A 25,347-nucleotide genomic window follows, 5' to 3' on the forward strand; every position below is an offset into this window, starting at 1 on the left:
GGTCCCCCTAAAAAGCATGGATGAGTGACGCGAACATGTCGCGAGATAAGACCCACGTAAGGTAGCGGTCGCCACTGACACCGCAGTAGTCAGGAGTGGCTCTGTGTCATTGATGTGACACAGGCTCACGGCCAAACCGGGCCATAGCAGTCGCTACTGCCGCGTAGATAACGGCGATCGTGATCACCAGCGCCGCGGACCGGCCGTCCGGCGGCAGCATCAGGGCGGCCACCGCTGCCGCGCCCACGAAGAACACGTTGAACAGGACGTCGTAAACGGAGAAGATCCGGCCACGGAAGCCGTCGTCGACGGAGGACTGGACGATGGTGTCCGTGGCGATCTTCGCGCCCTGGGTGGTCAGGCCCAGGACGAACGCCGCCACCAGCAGGGGCACGGTGGCGAACGGCAGCCCGAGAGCGGGCTCCAGCAGGGCGGCGGCACCGGCGCACACGACGATCCAGCGGCCCGGCCCAAGGCGTCCCGCGGCCCACGGCGTCACCACCGCCGCCGCGAAGAACCCGGCGCCCGAGACGCCCAACGCCAGCCCCAGCAGGGCGAGTCCGTCGTCCGTGGTGTCGGTGAGCGCGTACCGGCAGAGCATCAGCAGCATGACGAGCAGAGCGCCGTAGCAGAACCGCATCAGGGACATCGCCGCCAGTGCCCAGGCGGCCTCCCGGCGCGGCGGTGCGGCCAGGTGCCGTACGCCCGCCGCGAGTTCGCGCAGCGTGCCGGTGAGGGCCGTGCCGATCCGCACGCGCACCACGCTCCGGTCGGGGCCGAGGAGTTCCGGCGCCATGCTCAGCGTCGCCAGGGCCGCGCACAGGTACAGCCCGGCCGCGACGAGCACGACGGCCGCGTCGGAGTCCGCCACCACCAGCCGGACGACGAAGGCGAGGCCGCCGCCGGCGGTCGCCGCCAGCGTTCCCGCGGTCGGCGAGAGGGAGTTGGCGAGGACGAGGCGATCGGCGTCGACGACGCGGGGCAGGGCGGCGGACAGACCGGAGAGCACGAAGCGGTTGACGGCGGTGACGCACAGGGCGGAGACGTAGAAGAGCCAGTCCGGAGCCGGACTGAGTATCAGCAGGGCCGTCGCACAGGCCAGCAGGGCGCGCAGCAGGCTGCCGTGCAGCAGGACTTGGCGCCGCCGCCAGCGGTCGAGCAGGACGCCGGCGAAGGGGCCGACGAGCGAGTACGGGAGCAGCAGGACGGCCATCGCGGAGGCGATCGCGGCCGCCGAGGTCTGCCTCTCCGGTGAGAACACGACGTAGGCGGCGAGCGAGACCTGGTACACCCCGTCGGCGCCCTGGGAGAGCAGGCGGACGGCGAGCAGGCGCCGGAAGCCCTGGAAGCGCAGCAGCACGCGCAGGTCACGGACGACGGCCATGGTGCCCAGCCTCACATACGGGGAGGGTCCCCGGGCCATACGACCCGGGGACCCTCACAGCCCTGGCAGGAGCGACTGTGTGCAGCGCGTCAGCGCTCGACCTCACCCTTGATGAACTTCTCGACGTTCTCGCGGGCCTCGTCGTCGAAGTACTGCACGGGCGGGGACTTCATGAAGTAGCTCGACGCCGACAGGATCGGGCCGCCGATGCCGCGGTCCTTGGCGATCTTCGCTGCGCGCAGGGCGTCGATGATGACGCCGGCGGAGTTCGGGGAGTCCCAGACCTCGAGCTTGTACTCCAGGTTCAGCGGGACGTCACCGAAGGCGCGGCCCTCCAGGCGGACGTAGGCCCACTTGCGGTCGTCCAGCCAGGCCACGTAGTCGGACGGGCCGATGTGGACGTTGCCCTCGCCCAGTTCGCGGTCGCGGATCTGGGAGGTGACGGCCTGCGTCTTGGAGATCTTCTTCGACTCGAGGCGGTCGCGCTCGAGCATGTTCTTGAAGTCCATGTTGCCGCCGACGTTCAGCTGCATCGTGCGGTCCAGGATGACGCCCCGGTCCTCGAACAGCTTCGCCATGACGCGGTGCGTGATGGTGGCACCGACCTGCGACTTGATGTCGTCACCGACGATCGGGACGCCCGCCTCGGTGAACTTGTCCGCCCACTCCTTGGTGCCGGCGATGAAGACCGGGAGGGCGTTGACGAAGGCGACCTTGGCGTCGATGGCGCACTGGGCGTAGAACTTCGCCGCGTCCTCGGAGCCGACGGGCAGGTAGCAGACGAGGACGTCGACCTGCCGGTCCTTGAGGACCTGGACGACGTCGACGGGCTCCTCGGCGGACTCCTCGATGGTCTCGCGGTAGTACCGGCCGAGGCCGTCGAGGGTGTGGCCGCGCTGGACCGTCACGCCGGTGCGGGGCACGTCGCAGATCTTGATGGTGTTGTTCTCGGAGGCGCCGATGGCGTCCGCGAGGTCGAGACCGACCTTCTTGGCGTCCACGTCGAACGCGGCGACGAACTCGACGTCGCTGACGTGGTAGTCGCCGAACTGGACGTGCATCAGGCCCGGCACCCTGGCCGCCGCGTCGGCGTCCTTGTAGTACTCGACTCCCTGCACCAGCGACGCGGCGCAGTTGCCCACGCCGACGATGGCTACGCGAACCGAACCCATTCCGGTTGCTCCCTGTGTGTACGAGTGAGGCCCGCGAGGGCTCTCACGTGGCGGTGTCGTCGGGCGTATCCGGACGGGGGTCGTCCCCCGGCCGGGGCAGGCCGCCCGACGCTCCAGATGTGGTGTCACGCGAAGCGGGGTCCCCGGAGGCGGGGCCCTTGAGGTCCCGTCCCGCCCGCTCGCTCTCGATGAGCTCGTTCAGCCAGCGCACCTCGCGCTCCACGGACTCCATCCCGTGGCGCTGAAGCTCGAGCGTGTAGTCGTCGAGTCGTTCCCGGGTCCGGGCCAGGGAGGCGCGCATCTTCTCCAGGCGCTCCTCCAGCCGGCTGCGACGGCCTTCCAGTACGCGCATGCGTACATCGCGTGAGGTCTGCCCGAAGAATGCGAAACGGGCGGCGAAGGTCTCGTCCTCGTACGCGTCGGGCCCGGTCTGCGAGAGCAGCTGCTCGAAGTGCTCCTTACCTTCCGCCGTCAACCGGTAGACGATCTTGGCGCGGCGGCCGGTGAGGGGCGCGGCCTCGGACTCGTTGCCCTGTTCCTCGATCAACCAGCCGTTGGCGACCAGCGTCTTGAGGCAGGGGTAGAGCGTCCCGTAGCTGAACGCACGGAACACGCCAAGGGACGTGTTGAGGCGTTTACGCAGCTCGTAGCCGTGCATCGGAGATTCACGGAGCAGGCCGAGTACGGCGAACTCGAGGATGCCGGAACGCCGGCTCATCGTCGCCTCCTCTCCGCCCGGTGCGCGGGTCTCCGTCCGGTGTATCGCTCCGATGTGTCGGAGCGATGTGTCGAGCTGATGTATCGACTCGATACATCTCGACGATAGAACGGCCTTCCGGATGCGACAAGAGGGGGTGTGGTGAACGGGATCACATCACCGATTCATCGGACGCGAGTTGCCTGATTTGAGGTGAACTTCGGGGCTCGGCAGGTTTTGACGGTGCGTAGTCTGTGCGCCATGCACATCACCGGGAACCGAGTGACGCCCGAGAGCGTCGTGGTCTTCGGTGTAGTACGGGTGCATGCGGGACCGATGAATGCGGAGCCGACCGCATCCGTACTTCGGGGGGACCGGAAACCAGCCGCCGTTTCCAGGCGCGCAGGAGTGCGCCTGCCCGAGGAGTAGTCGTTCGATGAGCGAGCACCGTCGCAAACCGCCGCAGCCGCAGGAAGGCGGACGTGCCGCGGCCCGACGCGGCCAGTCCGGCTCGTCCTCCGGCCGCCGCGCGGCACCGCGAGGCGCCACCGGGTCTCCGTCCGACTCCTATGGGTCGGACTCCTACGGCTCAGGGGGTGAAGAGCGTTCGTACGGCGGCCGTGCCGAGGCCCGGCGTGCGGCGCAGAGAAGTGGGGGCGGCCGGCGGAGAGCGGCCGACCCGCCGCGAGGCGGCCGGCGTGGCGCCGCCATGGGCGCCGCCGGGGCTGCGGCCGCCGGCCGGGGCCGGGGACGCGCGGCCGCCGTCCCCGACAAGAAGAGGCTGATCGACTATCCGCGGGCCGGCAAGTACGGCTGGCAGCGCTGGATGCCGTCCTGGAAGCTCGTCTCCGGTCTGTGCATCGGCTTCTTCGGCAGCCTGGTGGCCGTGGCCGGCATCGGGTACGCCATGGTGGGCGTCCCGAACGAGGAGAACGCGGCGGCCCTGTCGCAGAACAACGTCTACTACTGGTCCAACGGCCAGCAGATGGTCGCGACGGGCAGTGGCCAGAACCGGCAGAACGTCACGATCGACCGGATCCCGAAGGCCATGCAGGAGGCCGTGATCTCGGCCGAGAACAAGACCTTCTACGAGGACTCGGGCGTCGACCCCATGGGCATCGCGCGAGCCCTGGCGAACATGGCCCGGGGCGGTGACACGCAGGGTGGATCGACGATCACCCAGCAGTTCGTGAAGAACACGTACCTGAGCCAGGAGCAGACGGTCTCCCGGAAGTTCAAGGAGATGTTCATCTCCATCAAGGTGGGCACGAAGCTCACCAAGCAGGAGATCCTCCAGGGCTACCTCAACACCTCGTACTACGGGCGGGGCGCCTACGGCATCCAGGCCGCTGCCCAGACGTACTACGGCAAGGACGCCCACGAGCTCGAGCCGAGCGAGTGCGCCTTCCTCGCCGCCCTGCTCAAGGGCCCGACATACTACGACCCCGCGGGCAACGCGAGCCTCGACTCGTCGGCGAGCGCCAAGGCCAACCGCAAGCGGTCGGAGGAGCGCTGGGGCTGGATCCTCGAGCAGATGCACAACGACGACAAGCTCACGGACGCCCAGTACCAGAAAGCGATCAAGAAGTACCCCGAGCCGCAGGGCCGCAAGGCGACCAAGGGCATGAGCGGCCAGATCAGCTACCTGGTGGACACGGCCAAGAAGTACGTCCTGAATCACTCCGACATCACGGAGCAGCAGTTCGACCAGGGCGGCTACCAGATCCGGACGACCTTCGAGAAGAGCAAGGTCGAGGCGCTGGCCAAGGCCGTCAAGAAGGTCGAGAAGGAGAAGCTGGACCCGGAGAAGCGTGAGCTGGACAAGCACGTCCAGTTCGGCGCGGCGTCGGTGAAGCCCAAGGACGGTGCGATCGTCGCCCTCTACGGTGGCGCCGGCTACGAGAACGGCCACTTCAACAACAACGCGGACACCTCGGGTGTCCCCGTCGGTTCGACGTGGAAGCCGTTCGTGCTCGCCGCCGCCATGGAGTACGGGACCTACCGCAGCGACGGTCCGCTCTCACCGATGAGCAAGTACAACGGCAACGACCGCCTGAAGGTCCTGAACAACGACGGCTCGTACGTCCTGAAGAAGGACAACACGCCGTTCCTGCAGAAGAACGAGAGCGACCGCGCCTGGGGCTACATCACCTTGCGCAAGGCGATGGAGCAGTCCGTCAACACGCCGTTCGTGCAGCTCGGCATGGACGTGGGGATGAGGAACGTGCGGGACGTGGCCGAGAAGGCCGGGATCCTGGACGGCAGCTTCGCCACGCTCAACCCGTCGTTCGCGCTCGGTACCTCCACCCCCAGCGCGATCCGCATGGCCGACGCCTACGCCACGTTCGCCGCAGCCGGCAAGCAGGCCGCTCCGTACTCGGTGACCAGCGTCAAGTTCAACGGGCAGGAGATCGACGGCTTCGACAAGCCGAGGATCACGCAGGCGATGCCCGAGAACGTGGCGAATAACGTCACCGACGTCCTGGAGAACGTCATCCAGAACGGTACGGGTAAGAACGCGCTGTCCCTCGGCCGTACGGCGGCCGGCAAGACCGGTACGACGGACGAGAACAAGTCGGCCTGGTTCGTCGGCTACACCCAGCAGCTGTCGACCTCGGTCGCGATGTTCCGCGAGGACCCCAAGAGCGCCAGGCTGCTGTCCATGAACGGCACGGCGGGCGAGGAGTCCATCCACGGTGGTGACGTCCCGACGCTGGTGTGGACCGAGTACATGAAGGCCGCGCTCAAGGGCAAGCCCGACCTCGGCTTCCCGGAGGCCGAGCCGATCGGTGACGTCCAGGACGCGGTGGGTGCCCCGTCGCCGACGCCGACTCCCAGTGAGACGCCGAGCGAGACGCCGAGCGAGACTCCCAGTGAGACGCCCAGCGAGACCCCGACCGCTCCGTCGCCGTCGCCGAGCGACACCTGTGGCTTCTTCGGCTGCGAGGAGGACAACGGCGGACAGAACGGTGGTGCGGACAACGGGGGCACGGACGGAGGAGCAAGTACCGAGCCCACGCCGACCGATACGAATCTGGACGGCGGCAGCACCAGAGGAAACGGCAACGGAGGCATCTTCGGAGGCCCCGCCGGATAGCCGGCCGATCGCCCGGCTTGGGTGTTTCACGTGAAACACGCCGTTTCACGTGAAACAAGGGCCGCCGTACCCGCTCGGGTACGGCGGCCCTCGCCGTTTTGCCGGACACGTACGGCAGGATGTGCGACATGCCCAGTGCAGAAACGACGCCAGGGAGCGTCCACGAGCCGGACACGGTGCGGCCGACCCAGGAGGACAAGGTCGCCGCGGCCGGCAGCGAGCTGATCGGCGGCCCGCTCGGGCGGCGCGCCCTGCTCGGGGCGTCCTGGTGGACTCCCGTCCGGGTGATCGCCCTGGTGGCGATCGGGATGTTCGCCCTCGGCCTGGTCCAGAAGGCGCCCTGCTACAACGGCGCCTGGTTCTTCGGCGCCAGCTCGCAGTACACGCACGCCTGCTACTCGGACATCCCGCACCTCTATCAGGGGCGCGGTTTCGCCGACGGGCTCGTGCCGTACTTCGACCGGCTCCCCGGCGACATGCAGTACCTGGAGTACCCGGTGCTGACCGGTGTCTTCATGGAGGTCGCGTCCTGGCTCACGCCCGGCAGCGGCACCATCCAGGACCAGGAGCAGTGGTACTGGATGGTCAACGCCGGGATGCTCATGGTCTGCGCGGCGGTCATCGCCGTCTGCGTGACCCGCACCCATGCCCGGCGTCCCTGGGACGGCCTCCTGGTCGCCCTGGCGCCCGCTTTCGCGCTGACGGCGACGATCAACTGGGACCTGCTGGCGGTCGCTCTGACGGCCGCGGCGATGCTGATGTGGTCCCGGGGCCGCTCCCTCGCCTTCGGCGTCCTGCTGGGGCTCGCCACGGCCGCCAAGCTCTATCCCTTCCTGCTGCTCGGGCCGCTGCTGGTGCTGTGCTGGCGGGCCGGCCGATGGCGGGAGTTCGCCACGGCCGTGGGCGGGGCGGCCATCGCCTGGGTCGTCGTGAACGGGCCGGTGATGCTCTTCGCCTTCGAGGGCTGGTCGAAGTTCTACACGTTCAGCCAGGAACGGGGCGTCGACTTCGGCTCCTTCTGGCTGATCATGGCCCAGAACTCGGACGACCCGCTCGCCACCGACACCGTCAACACCCTCGCCACTCTGCTGATGCTGGTGTGCTGCGCGGGAGTCGCGGCCCTCGCCCTGACCGCTCCACGCCGTCCCCGGTTCGCCCAGCTCGCCTTCCTGATCGTCGCGGCGTTCATCCTCACCAACAAGGTCTACTCGCCGCAGTACGTGCTGTGGCTCGTTCCGCTGGCCGCCCTCGCCCGGCCCAAGTGGCGGGACTTCCTGATCTGGCAGGCCTGCGAGGTGGCGTACTTCCTGGGGATCTGGCTGTACCTCGCGTACACGACCAGCGGGGACGCTCACAAGGGGCTGCCCACCGACGGCTACCACTGGGCCATCGCGCTGCACCTGCTGGGCACGCTCTATCTCTGCGTGATGGTCGTGCGGGACATCTTCCTGCCGGAGCGGGATCCGGTGCGCCGCTCCGGGGACGACGACCCTTCGGGCGGGGTGCTCGACGGTGCCGAGGATGTCTTCGTCCTCGGACCCGCGGCCCGCTCCCGGCGCCAGGCGACCGCGCACTTCACGGAGCAGCCCATCGAGTGGGGCAAGCAAGGCACCGCGGGCGGTTCACTCTGAGCGAACGGTGCCGGGTGTCCGCCCGACGCCGCCCCCCAGTCAGACGGAAGGCCGTACAGGGAGACCCCTGTACGGCCTTCTCGCTGTACTCCGGCGGTCAGCGGTCCACGAGCCGGTCGAACTGCGTGGTGGTGTGCCGCAGATGGGCCACCAGCTCCTCACCGACCTGCGGCTCGGGCGCGTCCGCGGGCACGAACAGGATCGACACCTGCATGTGCGGCGGTTCGGCGAACCAGCGCTGCTTGCCGGCCCAGACGAAGGGAGAAAGGTTCCGGTTCACCGTGGCGAGGCCGGCGCGAGCGACGCCCTTGGCGCGCGGCATGACGCCGTGCAGCGCCTTGGGGGCCTCCAGACCCACCCCGTGCGACGTTCCGCCCGCCACGACCACCAGGAAGCCGTCCGAGGCCGCCTTCTGCTGCCGGTAGCCGAAGCGGTCGCCCTTGGCGACGCGGGTGACGTCCAGGACGGCGCCGCGGTACTCGGTGGCGTCGTGGTCCCCCAGCCACAGCCGCGTGCCGATGCGGGCCCGGAACCGGGTCTGCGGGAACTGCTGCTGGAGCCGGACGAGCTCCTCGGACTTCAGATGGCTGACGAACATCGTGTGCAGGGGCAGCCGGGCCGCGCGCAGCCGGTCCATCCAGCCGATGACCTCCTCGACCGCGTCCGAGCCGTCGGTGCGGTCCAGGGGCAGGTGGAGGGCGAAACCCTCCAGGCGGACGTTCTCGATGGCGGCGTGCAGCTGGGCCAGGTCCTGCTCGCTGATGCCGTGCCGCTTCATCGAGGACATCACCTCGATCACCACACGGGCACCGACGAGGCCGTACACACCGTCTATCGAAGACACCGAGCGGATCACCCGGTCCGGCAGCGGCACCGGCTCCTCACCGCGCCGGTAGGGCGTCAGCACCAGCAGGTCCCCGCCGAACCAGTCCTTGATCCGGGCGGCTTCGTACGTCGTGCCGACGGCGAGGACGTCCGAGCCCAGCCGCGTGGCCTCCTCCGCCAGCCGCTCGTGCCCGAAGCCGTAGCCGTTGCCCTTGCAGACCGGCACGAGGCCGGGGAACTGCTCCTGCACGTGCTTGTGGTGCGCCCGCCAGCGCGCGGTGTCGACGTAGAGCGTGAGCGCCATGGCCGGACCTGGAACCTTTCTCGTGGTTGCCGTGAATCAGCGGTTGCCGTGTGTCAGCGGTTGCCGTGTGTCAGCGGTTGCCGTGTGTCAGAGGTATAGAAGCACTGAACGGGACATCAGCGACGCGACATGTAGATGTCGAGCGCCTTGTGCAGCAGCTTGTTGAGCGGGAAGTCCCACTCGCCGAGGTACTCGGCGGCCTGGCCGCCCGTGCCCACCTTGAACTGGATCAGGCCGAAGAGGTGGTCGGTCTCGTCCAGCGAGTCGGAGATGCCGCGCAGGTCGTAGACGGTCGCGCCGAGCGCGTAGGCGTCGCGCAGCATCCGCCACTGCATGGCGTTCGACGGCCGGACCTCGCGGCCGATGTTGTCGGAGGCGCCGTAGGAGTACCAGACGTGGCCGCCGACGATCAGCATCGTCGCCGCCGACAGGTTCACGCCGTTGTGCCGGGCGAAGTACAGCCGCATCCGGTTGGGGTCCTCGCTGTTGAGGGCCGTCCACATGCGCTGGAAGTACGACAGCGGGCGCGGCCGGAAGTGGTCGCGCACGGCCGTGATCTCGTACAGCCGCTGCCATTCCTCGAGGTCCTGGTAGCCGCCCTGGACGACCTCGACACCGGCCTTCTCGGCCTTCTTGATGTTGCGGCGCCACAGCTGGTTGAAGTTCTTGTGGACCTCTTCCAGGGAACGGTTCGCCAGCGGCACCTGGTAGACGTAGCGCGGCTGGACGTCGCCGAAGCCGGCGCCGCCGTCCTCGCCCTGCTGCCAGCCCATGCGGCGCAGCTTGTCGGCCACCTCGAAGGCACGCGGCTCGATGTGGTCCGCCTCGATGTCCCGCAGGCGCTTGACGTCCGGGTTCTGGATGCCCTGCTTGATGGAGGCGGCCTCCCAGCGGCGGATGATCACCGGCGGGCCCATCTTGACCGAGAAGGCACCCTGCTGCTTCAGGTGCGCCAGCATCGGCTCGATCCATTCCTGCAGATTCGGCGAGAACCAGTTGATGACCGGGCCCTCGGGCAGGTAGGCGAGGTACCGCTTGATCTTGGGAAGCTGCCGGTAGAGGACCAGACCCACGCCGACCAGCTCGCCGGTGCGGTCGTCGAACCAGCCGAGGTTCTCCGAGCGCCATTCCGCCTTGACATCAGCCCAGGCCGGGACCTGCATGTGGCTCGCCGACGGCAGGCTCTGGATGTAGGCCAGATGCTGCTCTCGACTGATGGTCCTCAGGGTCAGGCTCATTCGGGGCGCTCCTCGGGCTGGTGTGTCCCCATGGGTTCAGGGGCTCCGGCTCTCGCGCGAAGCCTACTGCGCCGTGGGAGCGCGCCGGTTGGGCGTACGGAAGCTGCGCCCCGGCCCGAGGACGGCCGGGGCGTCGTCCGGTGTTCGAAAGGGGGTGCTCTGGCGTCAGCCGATGAGACCGCCGTGCATCATGCCCAGGAAGAATCCGACGCCCGAGGCGCCCAGGCCCAGGATCAGGCCGAAGCGCTCACGCGTCGTCTCCGAGATCCACTGGCCGTAGGCGCCCGTGAGAATGCCCGCCAGGCCGGCCCAGGAGCTGAGCACGTGCAGGTCGTCGCTGATGATCGCCGTGAGGAACGAGGTGAGGCCCAGCACCAGGGTCACCGCGAGCAGCGTGTCCTGGAGGGGGTGGGGCTTGCCGTCCGTGGCGAAGAGGCCGCTGGCGGTGTTGGGTCGCAATGCCTGTGCCATAGGGCACCTCCTGCGAAAGTCGGCGCATCGTAGCGCCATGCACACCCGATGCGTACAGATTGGCTGCCCTCACGACCGGATTTCAACCGGAAGCCACCGTGCGGGTACTCTGTACCGTCCGCACCGGTGTCTGCCCATGTCATGGCGAGGGCTTCTCCACGGAACCCCTGATTGTCAGTGGTGGCCGATACCGTTGCCTACGCATCACAACCCTCCTGCCACGGAACGACCGTGGCCGCTGAGTCCAAAGGAGGTGGGTTCCACATGCGTCACTACGAGGTGATGGTCATCCTCGACCCCGACGTCGAGGAGCGCGCTGTCTCCCCGCTGATCGAGAACTTCCTCTCTGTCGTCCGTGACGGCGGCGGAAAGGTCGAGAAGGTCGACACCTGGGGTCGTCGTCGTCTCGCGTACGAGATCAAGAAGAAGCCCGAGGGCATCTACTCGGTCATCGACCTGCAGGCCGAGCCTGCGGTCGTCAAGGAGCTCGACCGCCAGATGAACCTGAACGAGTCGGTCCTCCGGACCAAGGTCCTCCGTCCCGAGATGCACTGAGCTTCCACGCTCAGCTGATCCCGGGATTCGAGTAGCAAGCAGCCAGAGCAAACCCGCCGAGAGGTTCCCCCATGGCAGGCGAGACCGTCATCACGGTGGTCGGCAATCTTGTCGACGACCCCGAGCTGCGCTTCACCCCCTCCGGTGCGGCCGTCGCGAAGTTCCGTGTCGCGTCCACTCCCCGCACCTTCGACCGCCAGACGAACGAGTGGAAGGACGGCGAGAGCCTGTTCCTGACCTGCTCGGTCTGGCGTCAGGCGGCGGAGAACGTCGCGGAGTCGCTCCAGCGAGGCATGCGCGTCATCGTGCAGGGCCGGCTGAAGCAGCGGTCCTACGAGGACCGTGAGGGCGTCAAGCGCACGGTCTACGAGCTGGACGTCGAGGAAGTCGGCGCCAGCCTGCGCAATGCCACGGCCAAGGTCACCAAGACCAGCGGCCGCGGTGGCCAGGGCGGTTACGGCGGCGGCGGTGGCGGCGGCCAGGGTGGCGGCGGCTGGGGCGGCGGCCCCGGTGGCGGCCAGCAGGGCGGCGGAGCTCCCGCCGACGACCCGTGGGCGACCGGCGCTCCCGCCGGTGGCAACCAGGGCGGTGGCGGCGGCTGGGGTGGAAACTCCGGCGGCGGTGGCGGCGGCTACTCGGACGAGCCCCCCTTCTAAGGGCGGGTTCGCACCCACACTTCTTGATCACACAGGAGAAACACCATGGCGAAGCCGCCTGTGCGCAAGCCGAAGAAGAAGGTCTGCGCGTTCTGCAAGGACAAGGTCACGTACGTGGACTACAAGGACACGAACATGCTGCGGAAGTTCATTTCCGACCGCGGCAAGATCCGTGCCCGCCGCGTGACCGGCAACTGCACGCAGCACCAGCGTGACGTCGCCACGGCCGTCAAGAACAGCCGTGAGATGGCGCTGCTGCCCTACACGTCCACCGCGCGATAAGGGAAGGGTGACCGACACATGAAGATCATCCTCACCCACGAGGTCTCCGGCCTCGGTGCCGCGGGCGACGTCGTCGACGTCAAGGACGGTTACGCTCGCAACTACCTGATCCCGCGGAAGTTCGCTATCCGCTGGACCAAGGGTGGCGAGAAGGACGTCGAGCAGATCCGTCGTGCTCGCAAGATCCACGAGATCCAGACCATCGAGCAGGCCAACCAGGTGAAGGCCCAGCTCGAGGGCGTCAAGGTCCGTCTGGCTGTCCGCTCCGGCGACGCCGGTCGTCTCTTCGGTTCCGTCACCCCGGCCGACATCGCTTCGGCGATCAAGGCTTCCGGTGGCCCCGAGGTCGACAAGCGCCGCATCGAGCTGGGCTCGCCGATCAAGACGCTGGGCGCTCACGAGACGTCCGTGCGTCTGCACCCCGAGGTGGCCGCCAAGGTCAACGTCGAGGTTGTCGCGGCCTGAGTGCCGTGCTCGCTGGAGCAGTGAGCGGTGGGGCCGTCCCCTTCGGGGGGCGGCCCCACCGTCATGTGCGCCGACCGGCTTCGTTGCTCAGCCAGGCTGGGTTACGGGCCTGAGCGGGGAGTTGTGCGACGCCGTGTTTCACGTGAAACAGCTCGTTCCACGGAGGACTCCTCGTTTCACGTGAAACCGTCGATGTTTCACGTGAAACGGTCAGCGCGTGGCGCCCGTAACGATCCAGCGCCCGGAGCGGGCGCGCAGCCACAGGGTCAGCATCCGCACGGTCATCATCAGCGTCATGGTGGCCCACAGCGCGGTGAGCCCACCGCCCATCACCGGTACCAGCAGCGCTGCAGGGGTGAACACCGCGAGGGTGAGCAGCATCGCCCAGGCCAGGTAAGGGCCGTCGCCGGCGCCCATCAGAACGCCGTCCAGCACGAAGACGATGCCGGAGATCGGCTGGGAGAGGGCGACGATGACCAGGGCGGGCAACGCCACGTCCATCACCGCCGGGTCGCTGCTGAACAGGGGCAGGAACACCGGACGGGTGAGGACCACCAGGACGCCGAGGACGACCCCGACCGCGATGCCCCACTCGACCATGCGACGGCAGGCGTCTCGGGCGCCCTGGGCGTCTCCGGCTCCTAGATAGCGGCCGATGATGGCCTGTCCCGCGATGGCGATGGCGTCGAGAGCGAAGGCGAGCAGACTCCAGAGGGACAGGATGATCTGATGGGCGGCGATGTCGGCGTCTCCCAGCCGGGCGGCGACCGCTGTGGCGATCATCAGGATCGCCCTCAGGGAGAGGGTGCGCACCAGCAGGGGCACACCCGCCTGCGCTGAGGCCCTGATCCCGGCGGCGTCCGGACGCAAGGAGGCGCCGTGCTTGCGGGCGCCCCTAAGGACCACGACGAGGTAGACCGCGGCCATGCCGCACTGTGCGATGACCGTGCCCCAGGCAGAGCCGGCGATTCCCAGATCGGCGCCGTAGACGAGCCCCACGTTGAGGACGCCGTTCGCGACGAAGCCGGCGATGGCGACGTACAGCGGGGTCTTGGTGTCCTGAAGACCGCGCAGGACGCCGGTCGCGGCGAGGACCACGAGCATGGCGGGAATGCCGAGCACGGAGATGCGCAGGTAGGTGGTGGCGTACGGGGCAGCCGCCTCCGACGCTCCGAAGAGGCTCACGAGGTGGGGCGCCGTGGGCAGGGCGACGGCGACGACGGCGGCACCGAGACAGAGCGCCAGCCAGATGCCGTCCATGCCCTGGCGGATGGCGGCCTGCAGATCACCTGCCCCGACCCGGCGGGCGACCGCTGCGGTGGTGGCGTAGGCGAGGAAGACGAAGACACTGACGGCGGTCATCAGCAGGGCCGAGGCGACACCGAGTCCGGCGAGCTGGGCCGTGCCCAGATGGCCCACGATGGCGGTGTCGGCGAGGAGGAAGAGGGGCTCGGCGACGAGAGCGCCGAAGGCCGGCACGGCCAGCGCGACGATCTCTCGGTCGTGTTGTCTCCGGCCGTCTCGACGGCGCGCGGGGGCCTGTGTCATGTGCACCAATCTAATCGTCCACAGGTAAGAGATGCAAAGCTTTATCACCCCTTACTTTGCGTTCCGCGATGCGCACTGCTGTGCACCTTTCGAAGCGATCTTGCGCCGGTTGGGGAAGTTTTTCTTCTGCACAGCCGGTGGATGGCAAAGGCGCAGGTCAGAGTCTTAGTGGCGGGAGAGGGTGGTGCTTGTTCACAGGCCTGTCCACCGGGTCGTGCACAGGTTTCACGGAGTTCTCCACAGCATCTGGGCCGTCGTCCACATGGCCTGTGGATAACCAGATTGGCTGACGGTGCCGAGGGGCCTACGGTGGTCCGGCGCCCGCTCCGTCCGCCGGTTTTCAAAACCCCACAAAACCGGCGCCGACCAACCGGAGTTGGGCCTCTCATTTGTCAGTGCCGTGCCGTAGAAAAGAGGGGCACGGCGAGGTCTGCTGCGGCGGACGGGAGGAGGTGGCTCGGTGAGCATTTCCGAGCCCTTGGACGACCCGTGGGCCGACAGCGGGCCCAGTGATCGTCTGCCCTCCTCCCGGCGCAGGGGCGACAGTCCCCGGGGCCGTGACGAACAGCACGAGCGCGGCCGGGACAACGGAGCGTGGGACAGCGGCTCGGGCACGTCGTTCGAGCGGGTCCCGCCGCAGGACATCGAGGCGGAGCAGTCGGTCCTCGGCGGCATGCTGCTGTCCAAGGACGCCATCGCCGACGTCGTCGAGATCCTCAAGGGCCACGACTTCTACAAGCCGGCGCACGAGACGATCTACCAGGCCGTCCTCGACGTCTACGCCAAGGGCGAGCCGGCCGACCCGATCACGATCGCGGCCGAGCTCACCAAGCGCGGCGAGATCAACAAGGTCGGCGGGGCCTCCTATCTGCACACCCTCGTCCAGACGGTGCCCACGGCGGCCAACGCGGCCTACTACGCGGAGATCGTCCACGAGCGAGCGGTCCTGCGCCGCCTGGTCGAGGCCGGCACGCGGATCACGCAGATGGGATACGCGGCCGACGACGACGTCGACGAGATCGTCAACCGCGCCCAGGCCGAGGTCTACGCCGTCACCGAGCAGCGCACCAGCGAGGACTACCTGCCGCTCGGCGACATCATGGAAGGCGCCCTCGACGAGATCGAGGCGATCGGCTCGCGCAGCGGCGAGATGACCGGCGTGCCCACGGGCTTCACGGACTTCGACTCGCTCACCAACGGTCTGCACCCCGGCCAGATGATCGTCATCGCGGCCCGTCCCGCCATGGGCAAGTCCACGCTCGCGCTGGACTTCGCACGGGCCGCCTCGATCAAGAACAACCTGCCGAGCGTGATCTTCTCGCTGGAGATGGGGCGCAACGAGATCGCGATGCGTCTGCTGTCCGCCGAGGCCCGGGTCGCCCTGCACCACATGCGCTCCGGCACGATGACGGACGAGGACTGGACACGCCTGGCCCGGCGGATGCCGGACGTTTCGGCCGCCCCGCTCTACATCGACGACTCCCCGAACCTGTCGATGATGGAGATCCGCGCCAAGTGCCGCCGCCTCAAGCAGCGCAACGACCTCCGCCTGGTCGTCATCGACTACCTCCAGCTGATGCAGTCCGGCGGGTCCAAGCGGGCCGAGAGCCGTCAGCAGGAGGTCTCGGACATGTCCCGTAACCTCAAGCTGCTCGCCAAGGAGCTGGAGATCCCGGTCATCGCGCTCTCCCAGCTGAACCGTGGCCCCGAGCAGCGCACGGACAAGAAGCCGATGGTCTCCGACCTGCGTGAGTCCGGCTCCATCGAGCAGGACGCCGACATGGTCATCCTGCTGCACCGCGAGGACGCCTACGAGAAGGAGTCGCCCCGTGCGGGCGAGGCGGACCTGATCGTGGCCAAGCACCGTAACGGCCCGACGGCGACCATCACCGTCGCCTTCCAGGGTCACTACTCGCGGTTCGTGGACATGGCGCAGACCTGATCCACGCCGCGCGGTGAAAAGAGGTCGACTCCCGCGACCGGGCCGGATGGACTGGGCCCATGACGACACCTCAGGATGAGTTGCTTCCCGCCACGCGTCGCGCCCTGCTGCACCGGATCGCCGTGGCACAGGCTGAGGGACGGGCGCCGTCGCTGGTCGCGGCCGTCGTCCGGGACGGCCGGGCGGTATGGCACGGGGCCCGGACCTCGGTGGAGGGGCACGGGCCCGACGAGACCGTGCAGTACCGGATCGGTTCCATCACCAAGACCTTCACCGCCGTCCTGGTGATGCGTCTGCGCGACGAAGGCCTGCTCGGGCTCGGCGACCCGCTGGAGAAGCATCTGCCGGGTACGGGGGCGGGGGAGGCCACCATCGCCGAACTGCTCGCGCACACAGGGGGGTTGGCGGCGGAGGCGCCCGCGCCGTGGTGGGAGCGCACCTCGGGATCCCTGCGGCCGGAACTGTCCGACGTCCTCGGCGAGCAGCCCTTGCTGCACCCCGTCGGCCGGCGGCACCACTACTCGAACCCGGGCTACACGCTGCTGGGCGCGCTCGTGGAGGAGCTACGGGGGACCTCCTGGGAGGAGGCACTGCGGCGGGAAGTGCTCGAACCCCTGGGGCTGGACCGGACGACCGTGCGACCGCGGGCCCCGCATGCGGGCGGCTGGGCGGTGCACACCTGGGCCGACGTGCTGTTGCCGGAGCCCGCCGAGGACCTCGGCCGTATGGCGCCCGCCGGTCAACTCTGGTCGACCACCGGGGACCTGGCCCGGTTCGCGGCGTTCCTCATGCGCGGCGACGAGCGGGTCCTGAGCCCCGAGTCCCTGCGGGAGATGCGGACTCCGTCGGCACCGGCGGAGGCCGTGGACGTGATGTCGGGCGACGCCTACGGCCTCGGCCTGCAGATCCAGCACCGGCACGGCCGGCTGCTCGTGGGGCACAGCGGATCCCTGCCGGGCTTCCTGGCGAATGTGAGCATCGGCGTGGAGGACGACGTGGCGGCGGTGGTGCTGGCCAACTGCACCTCGGGACCCCTGGTGGCGACCGTCGCCGCCGATCTCGTGCGGATCGTCGCCGAGGCGGAGCCGCGCATCCCGGCCCCGTGGACGCCGATGCGTGAGGTCGAGCCGGCCGAACTGGAGCTGGCGGGCCAGTGGTACTGGGGGACGTACGCCTTCGCCCTGCGGCTCACGGCCGACGGGCTGGCCTCGCTGGAGCCGCTGTCCGGCAACGGGCGCCGCTCGCGCTTCCGTCCGAACGGGGACGGCACCTGGACCGGCCTGGAGGGGTACTACGCCGGAGAGCTGCTCACGGCCGTACGGAGGCCGGACGGGTCGGTGAGCCATCTGGACCTCGGCTCGTTCGTGTTCACGCGGCAGCCGTACGACGAGACGGCTCCGGTGCCGGGAGGGGTCGACCCCGAAGGCTGGCGCGGGATCGGCTGAGCGAGATCGCTGAGGGAGAACGCTGAGCGAGATCGCTGAGCGAGATCGACTGAGCCGGAGCAACTGAGCGAGGTGCGAAAGAGCGCCCGTGTTTCACGTGAAACACGGGCGCTTCGGTGTACCGGTCAGAGCTGGAGCTTGAAGCCGGTGTGGGAGGCCGTGAAACCGAGCCGCTCGTAGAAGCGGTGGGCGTCGGTGCGGGACTTGTCCGTGGTCAGCTGCACCAACTGGCAGCCCTCCTTCCGGGACTCGTCGATCGCCCACTCGATGAGACGGGACCCCAGCCCGCTGCCGCGCTCCTCGGCATGGATGCGCACGCCCTCGATGAGCGACCTGGTCGCGCCGCGCCGGGACAGCCCGGGGATGAACGTGAGCTGGAGCGTGCCGACGACGCGGCCCTCGCGGACCGCCACGACCAGGCGCTGGTTCGGGTCGGAGCTGAGCCGCTCCAGCGCGGTCACGTACGGGGTGAGGTCGTCCGGTGACTCGCGCTGCGCGCCCAGCGGGTCGTCGGCGAGCATGGCCACGATCGCCGGGACGTCGTCGGTGACGGCGGTGCGTATCTCAAGATCTCCCATGGGCGCACCCTACGCAGCGGCGGCCGGCGGGGTTATGCGGGCACCGGCGCCTTCAGCGTCTCGACGACCCGGACCAGCGGGGCCAGCTCGGGGTTCTTCGCGGCCTCGTCGAGGGCCTCGCGCAGGGCCGCGTCATTGGTCGGCCGGGCCTCTTCCAGCAGCTTCAGGCCCGCTTCGGTGACGTTCGTGTAGATGCCCCGCCGGTCGGTGGGGCACAGATAGCGCTCCAGGAGGCCGCGGTCCTCCAGGCGGGTCACCAGGCGGGTGGTGGCGCTCTGGCTGAGGACGACCGCGTCGGCGACCTGCTTCATCTGCAGATGGCCTCCGTCGCCGTCGTGCTGCCGGCTGAGCACGTCCAGCAGGGAGTACTCCCGTGCGCTGAGGTCGTGCTGGGCCTGCAGGGCGCGCTCGATGTGGGCCTCGATCCTCCCGTGCAGCAGGGAGAGGGCGCACCAGCCCTGGGCGAGGGCGGTGAGCGCGGGGTCCGTCGCTGTCATTGGCGTTTCCTCCGTCCCGGGGCGGCTGACATCCAGGATAGAGCAACCGCGCAATAGACGGCGTTTGCATATAGCCCGCGTCTGCAACTATTGTGGACGCACGCAAAGCGCTCCTGCAATCTTCTGGGAAGGTAACCCCTCCATGCCTCTCGCGCTTCTGGCCCTCGCGATCGGGGCCTTCGGGATCGGAACGACAGAGTTCGTGATCATGGGCTTGCTGCCCGAGGTCGCGGGCGACTACGGGGTCTCCATCCCCACGGCCGGGTATCTGGTCACCGGCTATGCGCTGGGCGTCATGTTCGGCGCCCCGCTGATGACCGTCCTCGGCACCAAGGTCTCCCGCAAGCGGATGCTGATGCTGCTGATGGGCCTGTTCATCGCCGGCAACCTGCTCTCGGCGCTCGCCCCCGCCTTCGGCGTCATGCTGATCGGCCGGATCGTCGCCTCGCTGGCCCACGGCGCCTTCTTCGGCATCGGCTCGGTCGTCGCCGCCGACCTGGTCGCCCCGGACAAGAAGGCCGGAGCCATCGCGATGATGTTCACCGGGCTGACCGTCGCCAACGTCGTCGGCGTCCCGCTGGGCACGCTCGTCGGGCAGTCCGTCGGCTGGCGCGTCACCTTCGGCATCGTCGCCGCCCTCGGCGTCATCGGCCTGATCGGCATCGCCCGGCTCGTCCCCGACATGCCCAAGCCGGAGGGGGTGCGCCTGCGGCACGAACTGGCCGCCTTCAAGAACGTGCAGGTGCTGCTCGCCATGGCGATGACCGTCCTCGGCTTCGGCGGTGTCTTCGCGGCCATCACCTACATCGCGCCGATGATGACCCATGTCGCCGGCTTCGCCGACGGCTCGGTCACCTGGCTGCTGGTCCTGTTCGGCCTCGGCATGGTCGGTGGCAACCTGATCGGCGGCAAGTTCGCCGACCGCGCCCTGATGCCCATGCTGTACGTCTCCCTGGGCGCCCTGGCCGTCGTCCTGGCGCTGTTCACCCTCACCGCGCACGACAAGGTCCTGTCGGCCGTCACAATCGCGCTGATCGGTGCTCTGGGCTTCGCCACCGTCCCGCCGCTGCAGAAGCGGGTCCTCGACCAGGCGCACGGCGCCCCGACCCTGGCCTCCGCCGTCAACATCGGTGCCTTCAACCTGGGCAACGCCCTGTCCGCCTGGCTCGGCGGCCTCGTGATCGCGGCGGGCCTCGGTTACACCGCCCCCAACTGGGTCGGTGCCGCCCTCGCCGCCGGCGCCCTGCTCCTGGCCGTTGTCTCGGCCGCCCTGGAGCGCCGTGACGGTGCCCCCAGCAGCGTCGTCACCGGGTCCGCTTCCGCCGAGCAGCGGGCCGCCGTCCACCACTGAGCCGTCGGGCCACCCCGACCCCACCCCCCCCCCCCACGTCCTGACGTCCTCACGTCCTCTAGGAGAACCACCCCATGAGCACCACCACCGCTGTCGCCCCGCTCACCACCCAGGACGCCGACGCCCTGGTCGCCGCCGCGAGCCGTGCCGCCGAAGCCGCGGGTGTCACCGTCAGCGTCACCGTCCTGGACGCGGGCGGGCATCTGCTCGCCTTCCGGCGGGACGACCGTGCAGTGCTGATCTCCGGCGAGACCAGCACCCGCAAGGCCTACACGGCGCTCCAGCTGAACGCGCCCACCGCCGACCTGGTCGACGCCGTACAGCCCGGAGGCCTCTTCCACACGCTGCCCACCGCGCTCGACCGGCCGCTGCTGTTCATCGCCGGTGGTGTGCCGGTGCACCGTGACGGCCGACTGATCGGCGCGATCGGCGTCGGTGGCGGGGCCCCCGAGCAGGACCACGCCTTCGCCACGGCCGCCGTGGAGGCCCTCGCCTGACCGGGCAGGGCCTCGACAGACCGTGCAGGGCCTCGACAGACCTGGCACCTCGCCTGACCAGCAGGGGCCTCGCCAGACCCCTGCAGGCCCGCCCAGCCGACGCCGGTTCCCCGTTGCCCGGGGAGCCGGCGTTCGGCGTGAGAAGGCCCGTCAGCCCGCCGCGACGGTGACCGGGGCGAAGCGCCGGCTCCAGTCTCCGGGCAGCTCCGTGATGCCGTACGTCATCACCGCGTTGAAGGCGACGGGGGCCAGGCCGCGCTCCTTCACCCAGGTGAGCAGTTCCTCGTGCCGTACGTCGATGTCGGTGCGCAGCGGTAGGTCGGTGTGGGCGGCCAGAGACGCGATGAGGGCCCGGGCCACCGCCGTGTCCCGGGCGATGAGCGGACCGATGACCTGTGTGTCCATGTTCGGCCAGGCGGCCGCGTAACCGACGATCCGCCCGTTCTCCTCGGCCACGCGCAACTGGTCCGCGAAGGCGGGCAGTCGGGTGACGATGTGCGTGCGGTCGGTCCCGAAGACCTGCTCGTCGAGTCGGAGGATCGTCGAGAGGTCCTCGGCGGTCGCGGCACGGGTGGCGACCTCCGGCTCCGGTCCGCCGGGAGTGAAGTGCCCCCTCAGCATCTCCGCCCGCCCGGTGACCTTGAAGCCGAGTTCCTCGTAGAGCGGGCGGCCGTACGGCGTCGCGTGCAGGGTGAGGGGCGTGGTGCCCATCGCGGAGATCACGTGGCGCATCAGCCGGCGTCCGACACCCTGCCTGGCGTGCCGTCCGGCGACCAGCACCATGCCGATCGCGGCGAGAGCGGGGCGTTCGTGCGGTCCGTACTCGGTGACGACACAGGCACTCACCAGACCGCCGTCGGGGTCGTCGATGCCCCAGCCCTTTCCGGCCGTGAGGAGGAATCCCCACTTGTGCTCTTCCCGTGGCCACCCCCGGTCCTCGGACAAGTCGGCGCAGGCGGTGAGGTCACGGAGCGTCAGACGGCGGATGGGCAGAGCGGCAAGGGAAGGAGTCGACACGCAGGCCAGGCTGTCCGACACAAGCCCTTGGCGTCCACCTGTTTCAGCAGAGACGAACGAGCTTTTGGCCAGTTGCAGTCGCATGCGGGGCGAGTGAACACGCGTCGGCCGTTTCACGTGAAACACATGGGAACAGCAGGTGACCGATGAGGACGGTCAATGCGACTATTCCGCACGTCAGTTGGTCCGCATGATGATGCGCGTGCTGCCCGCATTCGTGAGGGGGGCAGGGGGGACTTGTGTGCACGGCGCGGGCCGGTAGGGTCGACTCCGGTTCGCGTCAGGGACGGGTGACCCGTCTTGTGTGAGCCAACTGCAGGGCAATGCAGCCTAAAGGGACGGAGAGATCGAAGACCCGCGTTTCCGGTAATGCGACGAGAACCGTCCAGGCGAGTGGGAAGCTCGGAGAAAGTACTGCGGGCAATGTCACACTCTCGCCTTACTTGTCCGTACAGCGCCGGATCACGGGTTGAATGTGGCCGCATTGGCCGCGACAGGGCTGGGAACACGGCCCGTCCAACGGGGGAAAGCAGGCACCTTCCGACCAAGGAAGTGCGCAGACCGACCGAAAGATGCTCGAGGCGAGGCACACCATGGACGCTCCGACCACCACGTCGGCCGACAACGGCACTTCCGGCGGCGGGGGCGGCTGGTTCACGCCCCGCAACAAGCCGGAGCCGGGCAGCGAGCCCGGTCCGGCGGAAGCCCCCGGTCCGGCGGAAGTGCGTCGCCCGGCGGCGATACGCCCGGTGGGCCGGCCCACGCCCCCGCCCCAGCCACCGGCCGACAGCACGGCACCCCCGCCCGGACCCACGTCCCCCGCACCGGCCGCGTCGTCGGGTCCCCTGCCCACAGCGCTGACCCCGGCACCCTTCGCCTCGGCCGTGGCACCTCCCGCCTCGGCCGTGGCGCCTCCCGCCTCGGCCGTGGCGCCCCCCGCCGCGTCGCGTGTCCCCGCCCAGCGGCCCGCGCCGGCGCCGTCCCAGGGCCGGGCTGCCTCCGCTCCCGCGGCCTCCCCGGACGCCGTCCTCGTCCGCCGCGCCATGGCCGAGGTCACTCCCGTGGCCGACAAGGTCACCTCGTACTTCTACGCCCTGCTGTTCGTCCGGCACCCCGATCTGAGATCGCTGTTCCCCGCCGCGATGGACACCCAGCGGGACCGGCTGCTCCGGGCGCTGCTCACGGCCGCCGAGCACATCGACAACACTGACGTCCTCGTCGACTACCTCCAGAACCTCGGCCGGGGCCACCGCAAGTACGGCACCCGGCCCGAGCACTATCCGGCCGTCGGCGAATGCCTCATCGGCGCGCTGAGCAAGTACGCCGCCGGGGTCTGGAACGAGGAGATGGAGGCGGCCTGGGTCCGGACCTACACCACCATCTCCCAAATCATGATCGACGCGGCGGCCGCGGACGAGCTGCGGTCCCCGGCCTGGTGGTACGCCGAGGTCGTCACCCACGAGCTCAGAACCCCGGACATCGCGGTCGTCACCGTCCGCCCCGACCAGCCGTATCCCTTCCTCGCCGGGCAGTACACCAGCGTGGAGACCCCCTGGTGGCCGCGGATCTGGCGGCACTACTCCTTCGCCTCGGCGCCGCGCTCCGACGGTCTGCTGTCGTTCCACGTGAAGGCCGTCCCGGCCGGCTGGGTGTCCAACGCCCTGGTGCACCGCGCACGCCCCGGTGACATCATCCGGCTCGGTCCGCCCGCCGGGTCCATGACCGTGGACCACACCACCGACAGCGGCCTGCTCTGTGTGGGCGGCGGCACCGGCATCGCGCCCATCAAGGCCCTGGTCGAGGATGTCGCCGAGCACGGGGAGCGCCGCCCGGTCGAGGTCTTCTACGGCGCCCGGACCGACCACGACCTGTACGACATCGACACGATGCTCCGCCTGCAGCAGACCCACCCCTGGCTCTCGGTCCGCGCGATCATCGACCAGCAGGCGCACCAGCAGCTTCCGGACGCCGTGCGGGCCTACGGGCCGTGGAACGAGTACGACGCCTACCTCTCGGGCCCGCCGGGGATGATCCGCAGCGGTGTGGACGCCCTGCGGGACAGCGGCATCCCGTCGGACCGCATACGGCACGACTCCGTCGAGGAACTGGTCTCGGCCGGGAACTGAGCCGCGGCCCGGCTCAGCCCAGGTCCGGCGCGTGCATGGCCCGAACGCCCTCGATGTTGCCGTCGAGGTAGTGCCGCAGCGACAGCGGAACGAGGTGCACGGAGGCGATTCCGACCCGGGTGAAAGGCACGCGCACGATCTCGTACGAACCGATGGGCTCGTCGACCTCGGGGCCGTGGCGGAGAGAGGGATCCATGGTCTCCAGCCGGCAGACGAAGAAGTGCTGCACCTTCACCCCGGTCGCGCCGCCGTCCTCCCCGATGTGCTCCACGGTGTCCACGAAGCAGGGCACCACATCGGTGATCTTCGCGCCGAGTTCCTCGTACACCTCACGGTGGAGGGCGTGGACGACGGTCGGATCGTCGGGCTCGACCCCGCCGCCGGGCGTGACCCAGTAGGGATCGATGCCCGGCTTGGTGCGCTTGATCAGGATCAGGTCGTCACCGTCCAGCAGAACGGCGCGGGCGGTGCGCTTGACCACGGGTCGGACGGTCATGGGGGAAATGTGGCCCGGCTGGTTCCACGTGAAACATCGCGACTTGTCACCGGGTGAGTGCCCGGAGTGAAGGGCCCTCGCGCGCGACCCTCAGCACCACTCGCTCGCCGCCCGCTGCAGCCAGTCGTGGGCGCGCGCGATGTGCGGCATGGCCATGGTCCCGGTCCGGACCACCAGGAAGTACGTCCGCAGGGGCGGCACCGCCGGCTCGTGCAGCGCGACGACGTCACCCCGCTCCAGCGCGGCCGCGCACAGATACCGCGGCAGCACCGCCAGACCCGCGCCCGCGACCGCACAGGCGAGGACCGCGCGCAGGTCGGGGACGACGACGGTGCCGGGAGCGGCCGGGCGCGAGTCGAAGACGGACGCCCAGTAGCGGGAGACGAAGGGCAGCGACTCGTGCACCTCCACCACGGGCACCTGCTCCAGGGACGGCTCAGGCTTGCGGTCCGGCTGTCCGGCGCCGATCTGTTCGGCCCAGCGCGGGGCGGCGACCAGAACGTGCTCCTCGTCGCAGAGCGCAGTCGCCGTGAGCAGGGCGCCCCGCGGACGGGCCGTGCTGATGGCCAGATCATGATGTCCGGCGGAAAGCCCTTCCAGGGTCTCCTCGGCGTTCCCGAAGGAGGCGCGCAGTGCGAAGCCCTGCCCGTCCTCGCCGGTGAGTTCCGTGAGCGCGGGCAGGGCTCGTTCGGCGGTGAACTCCGGGGGCCCCGCGAGATGCAGTGTCCGTAAGGAGGAGTCGTCGTGGAGGCCGGTCTCGGCGATCTCGACCAGGGCGTCGAGATGCGGCGCGGCCTTGTGGGCGAGTTCGTCGCCGATGCTGGTCGGGGTCACGCCCCGGGCCTGCCGCAGGAACAGGGGGCGGCCCAGCTGCCGTTCCAGGGTTCTGATCTGCGAGGTGACGGCCGGCTGGGAGAGACCGAGCAGGGCGGCGGCGCGGGTGAAGGAGCCGGCCCGGTGCACGGTCACGAAGGTCCGCAGCAAGGCCAGATCCACTGACACTCTCCCCTCGTCGGCCCCCGCTCCCGGCCCCCGGCCGCGCCCAACTATAAATAAGTCGATAGGTCTCTGTC

General features: G+C 69.3%; 23 protein-coding genes. 11 read left to right on the top strand and 12 right to left on the bottom strand.

The features are described 5' to 3' along the window. Nucleotides 1-106: 106 nt before the first annotated feature. The 3 genes from CHR28_RS18790 to CHR28_RS18800 form a co-directional block, all read right to left on the bottom strand. Nucleotides 107-1,384, bottom strand: coding sequence for an MFS transporter (locus CHR28_RS18790; protein WP_094054925.1), 1,278 nt, complete (start codon nucleotides 1,382-1,384; stop codon nucleotides 107-109). An 89-nt stretch (nucleotides 1,385-1,473) separates the two neighbouring features. Next, nucleotides 1,474-2,556: an inositol-3-phosphate synthase gene (locus CHR28_RS18795; RefSeq protein WP_094054809.1), complete on the bottom strand. Its 1,083-nt coding sequence runs from the start codon at nucleotides 2,554-2,556 to the stop codon at nucleotides 1,474-1,476. Nucleotides 2,557-2,599: 43 nt separating this feature from the next. Then, a complete protein-coding gene (locus CHR28_RS18800; protein WP_094054810.1) occupies nucleotides 2,600-3,274 on the bottom strand; it encodes a PadR family transcriptional regulator in 675 nt (224 codons plus the stop codon). A gap of 805 nt (nucleotides 3,275-4,079) precedes the next feature. Between CHR28_RS18800 and CHR28_RS18805 the strand changes: the two genes are divergently transcribed. Together CHR28_RS18805 and CHR28_RS18810 are read left to right on the top strand one after the other, a co-directional pair. Further along, a complete protein-coding gene (locus CHR28_RS18805) occupies nucleotides 4,080-6,350 on the top strand; it encodes a transglycosylase domain-containing protein (RefSeq protein WP_094054926.1) in 2,271 nt (756 codons plus the stop codon). Between the two features lie 119 nt (nucleotides 6,351-6,469). Next, nucleotides 6,470-7,981 (top strand): glycosyltransferase family 87 protein, encoded by a 1,512-nt coding sequence (locus tag CHR28_RS18810; protein ID WP_094054811.1) that lies wholly within the window; start codon nucleotides 6,470-6,472, stop codon nucleotides 7,979-7,981. Between the two features lie 97 nt (nucleotides 7,982-8,078). Here the strand turns inward: CHR28_RS18810 and CHR28_RS18815 are convergent, their stop codons facing one another. The 3 genes from CHR28_RS18815 to CHR28_RS18825 form a co-directional block, all read right to left on the bottom strand. Next, nucleotides 8,079-9,110 (bottom strand): alanine racemase, encoded by a 1,032-nt coding sequence (locus CHR28_RS18815; RefSeq protein WP_094054812.1) that lies wholly within the window; start codon nucleotides 9,108-9,110, stop codon nucleotides 8,079-8,081. Nucleotides 9,111-9,226: 116 nt separating this feature from the next. Then, a complete protein-coding gene (femX, locus tag CHR28_RS18820) occupies nucleotides 9,227-10,348 on the bottom strand; it encodes a peptidoglycan bridge formation glycyltransferase FemX (RefSeq protein ID WP_031115197.1) in 1,122 nt (373 codons plus the stop codon). Between the two features lie 165 nt (nucleotides 10,349-10,513). Then, the gene (locus tag CHR28_RS18825; protein ID WP_094054813.1) at nucleotides 10,514-10,819 is read right to left on the bottom strand and encodes a hypothetical protein; all 306 of its coding nucleotides are present in this window, start codon (nucleotides 10,817-10,819) and stop codon (nucleotides 10,514-10,516) included. 264 nt (nucleotides 10,820-11,083) lie between these two features. On the opposite strand from CHR28_RS18825, the gene rpsF reads away from it, so the two are divergent. The 4 genes from rpsF to rplI all read left to right on the top strand — a co-directional run bounded on the left by rpsF (nucleotide 11,084) and on the right by rplI (nucleotide 12,777). Next, nucleotides 11,084-11,374 carry a 30S ribosomal protein S6 gene (gene rpsF / locus CHR28_RS18830; protein WP_030237450.1) on the top strand — a complete coding sequence of 97 codons (291 nt, stop codon included), beginning with the start codon at nucleotides 11,084-11,086 and terminating at the stop codon, nucleotides 11,372-11,374. Between the two features lie 71 nt (nucleotides 11,375-11,445). Then, nucleotides 11,446-12,030: a single-stranded DNA-binding protein gene (locus tag CHR28_RS18835; RefSeq protein WP_094054814.1), complete on the top strand. Its 585-nt coding sequence runs from the start codon at nucleotides 11,446-11,448 to the stop codon at nucleotides 12,028-12,030. Between the two features lie 45 nt (nucleotides 12,031-12,075). After that, entirely contained in the window at nucleotides 12,076-12,312 is a 237-nt protein-coding gene (rpsR, locus tag CHR28_RS18840) for a 30S ribosomal protein S18 (RefSeq protein ID WP_003949403.1), read from the top strand. Nucleotides 12,313-12,330: 18 nt separating this feature from the next. After that, nucleotides 12,331-12,777, top strand: a complete 447-nt coding sequence (gene rplI / locus CHR28_RS18845) for a 50S ribosomal protein L9 (protein ID WP_094054815.1) — start codon at nucleotides 12,331-12,333, stop codon at nucleotides 12,775-12,777. Nucleotides 12,778-12,987: 210 nt separating this feature from the next. Here the strand turns inward: rplI and CHR28_RS18850 are convergent, their stop codons facing one another. Then, nucleotides 12,988-14,325: an MATE family efflux transporter gene (locus tag CHR28_RS18850; RefSeq protein WP_094054816.1), complete on the bottom strand. Its 1,338-nt coding sequence runs from the start codon at nucleotides 14,323-14,325 to the stop codon at nucleotides 12,988-12,990. A 460-nt stretch (nucleotides 14,326-14,785) separates the two neighbouring features. Here CHR28_RS18850 and dnaB point away from each other — a divergent pair, with 460 nt between their 5' ends. Beyond that, nucleotides 14,786-16,267: a replicative DNA helicase gene (dnaB, locus tag CHR28_RS18855; RefSeq protein ID WP_094054817.1), complete on the top strand. Its 1,482-nt coding sequence runs from the start codon at nucleotides 14,786-14,788 to the stop codon at nucleotides 16,265-16,267. Between the two features lie 59 nt (nucleotides 16,268-16,326). Then, the gene (locus CHR28_RS18860) at nucleotides 16,327-17,712 is read left to right on the top strand and encodes a serine hydrolase domain-containing protein (RefSeq protein WP_094054818.1); all 1,386 of its coding nucleotides are present in this window, start codon (nucleotides 16,327-16,329) and stop codon (nucleotides 17,710-17,712) included. A 125-nt stretch (nucleotides 17,713-17,837) separates the two neighbouring features. Here CHR28_RS18860 and CHR28_RS18865 read toward each other — a convergent pair whose 3' ends face one another. Continuing rightward, complete coding sequence (locus CHR28_RS18865; RefSeq protein ID WP_094054819.1) at nucleotides 17,838-18,290, bottom strand: GNAT family N-acetyltransferase; 453 nt, start codon at nucleotides 18,288-18,290, stop codon at nucleotides 17,838-17,840. A gap of 32 nt (nucleotides 18,291-18,322) precedes the next feature. After that, entirely contained in the window at nucleotides 18,323-18,787 is a 465-nt protein-coding gene (locus CHR28_RS18870) for a MarR family winged helix-turn-helix transcriptional regulator (protein ID WP_094054820.1), read from the bottom strand. Nucleotides 18,788-18,929: 142 nt separating this feature from the next. Between CHR28_RS18870 and CHR28_RS18875 the strand changes: the two genes are divergently transcribed. Together CHR28_RS18875 and CHR28_RS18880 are read left to right on the top strand one after the other, a co-directional pair. Further along, nucleotides 18,930-20,138 carry an MFS transporter gene (locus tag CHR28_RS18875; protein ID WP_094054821.1) on the top strand — a complete coding sequence of 403 codons (1,209 nt, stop codon included), beginning with the start codon at nucleotides 18,930-18,932 and terminating at the stop codon, nucleotides 20,136-20,138. A 74-nt stretch (nucleotides 20,139-20,212) separates the two neighbouring features. Next, nucleotides 20,213-20,635, top strand: coding sequence for a GlcG/HbpS family heme-binding protein (locus tag CHR28_RS18880; protein WP_094054822.1), 423 nt, complete (start codon nucleotides 20,213-20,215; stop codon nucleotides 20,633-20,635). A 150-nt stretch (nucleotides 20,636-20,785) separates the two neighbouring features. Here the strand turns inward: CHR28_RS18880 and CHR28_RS18885 are convergent, their stop codons facing one another. Continuing rightward, entirely contained in the window at nucleotides 20,786-21,652 is an 867-nt protein-coding gene (locus tag CHR28_RS18885) for a GNAT family N-acetyltransferase (RefSeq protein ID WP_094054927.1), read from the bottom strand. Between the two features lie 593 nt (nucleotides 21,653-22,245). Here CHR28_RS18885 and CHR28_RS18890 point away from each other — a divergent pair. Continuing rightward, the gene (locus CHR28_RS18890; protein ID WP_256984299.1) at nucleotides 22,246-23,778 is read left to right on the top strand and encodes a globin domain-containing protein; all 1,533 of its coding nucleotides are present in this window, start codon (nucleotides 22,246-22,248) and stop codon (nucleotides 23,776-23,778) included. 13 nt (nucleotides 23,779-23,791) lie between these two features. Here the strand turns inward: CHR28_RS18890 and CHR28_RS18895 are convergent, their stop codons facing one another. Together CHR28_RS18895 and CHR28_RS18900 are read right to left on the bottom strand one after the other, a co-directional pair. Beyond that, nucleotides 23,792-24,274: an NUDIX domain-containing protein gene (locus CHR28_RS18895; RefSeq protein WP_094054824.1), complete on the bottom strand. Its 483-nt coding sequence runs from the start codon at nucleotides 24,272-24,274 to the stop codon at nucleotides 23,792-23,794. 90 nt (nucleotides 24,275-24,364) lie between these two features. Further along, nucleotides 24,365-25,270 carry a LysR family transcriptional regulator gene (locus tag CHR28_RS18900; RefSeq protein ID WP_094054825.1) on the bottom strand — a complete coding sequence of 302 codons (906 nt, stop codon included), beginning with the start codon at nucleotides 25,268-25,270 and terminating at the stop codon, nucleotides 24,365-24,367. Between the last annotated feature and the right edge of the window lie 77 nt (nucleotides 25,271-25,347).

The organism is Streptomyces sp. XY006 (assembly GCF_002237655.1).
Classification (GTDB): Bacteria; Actinomycetota; Actinomycetes; order Streptomycetales; family Streptomycetaceae; genus Streptomyces; species Streptomyces levis.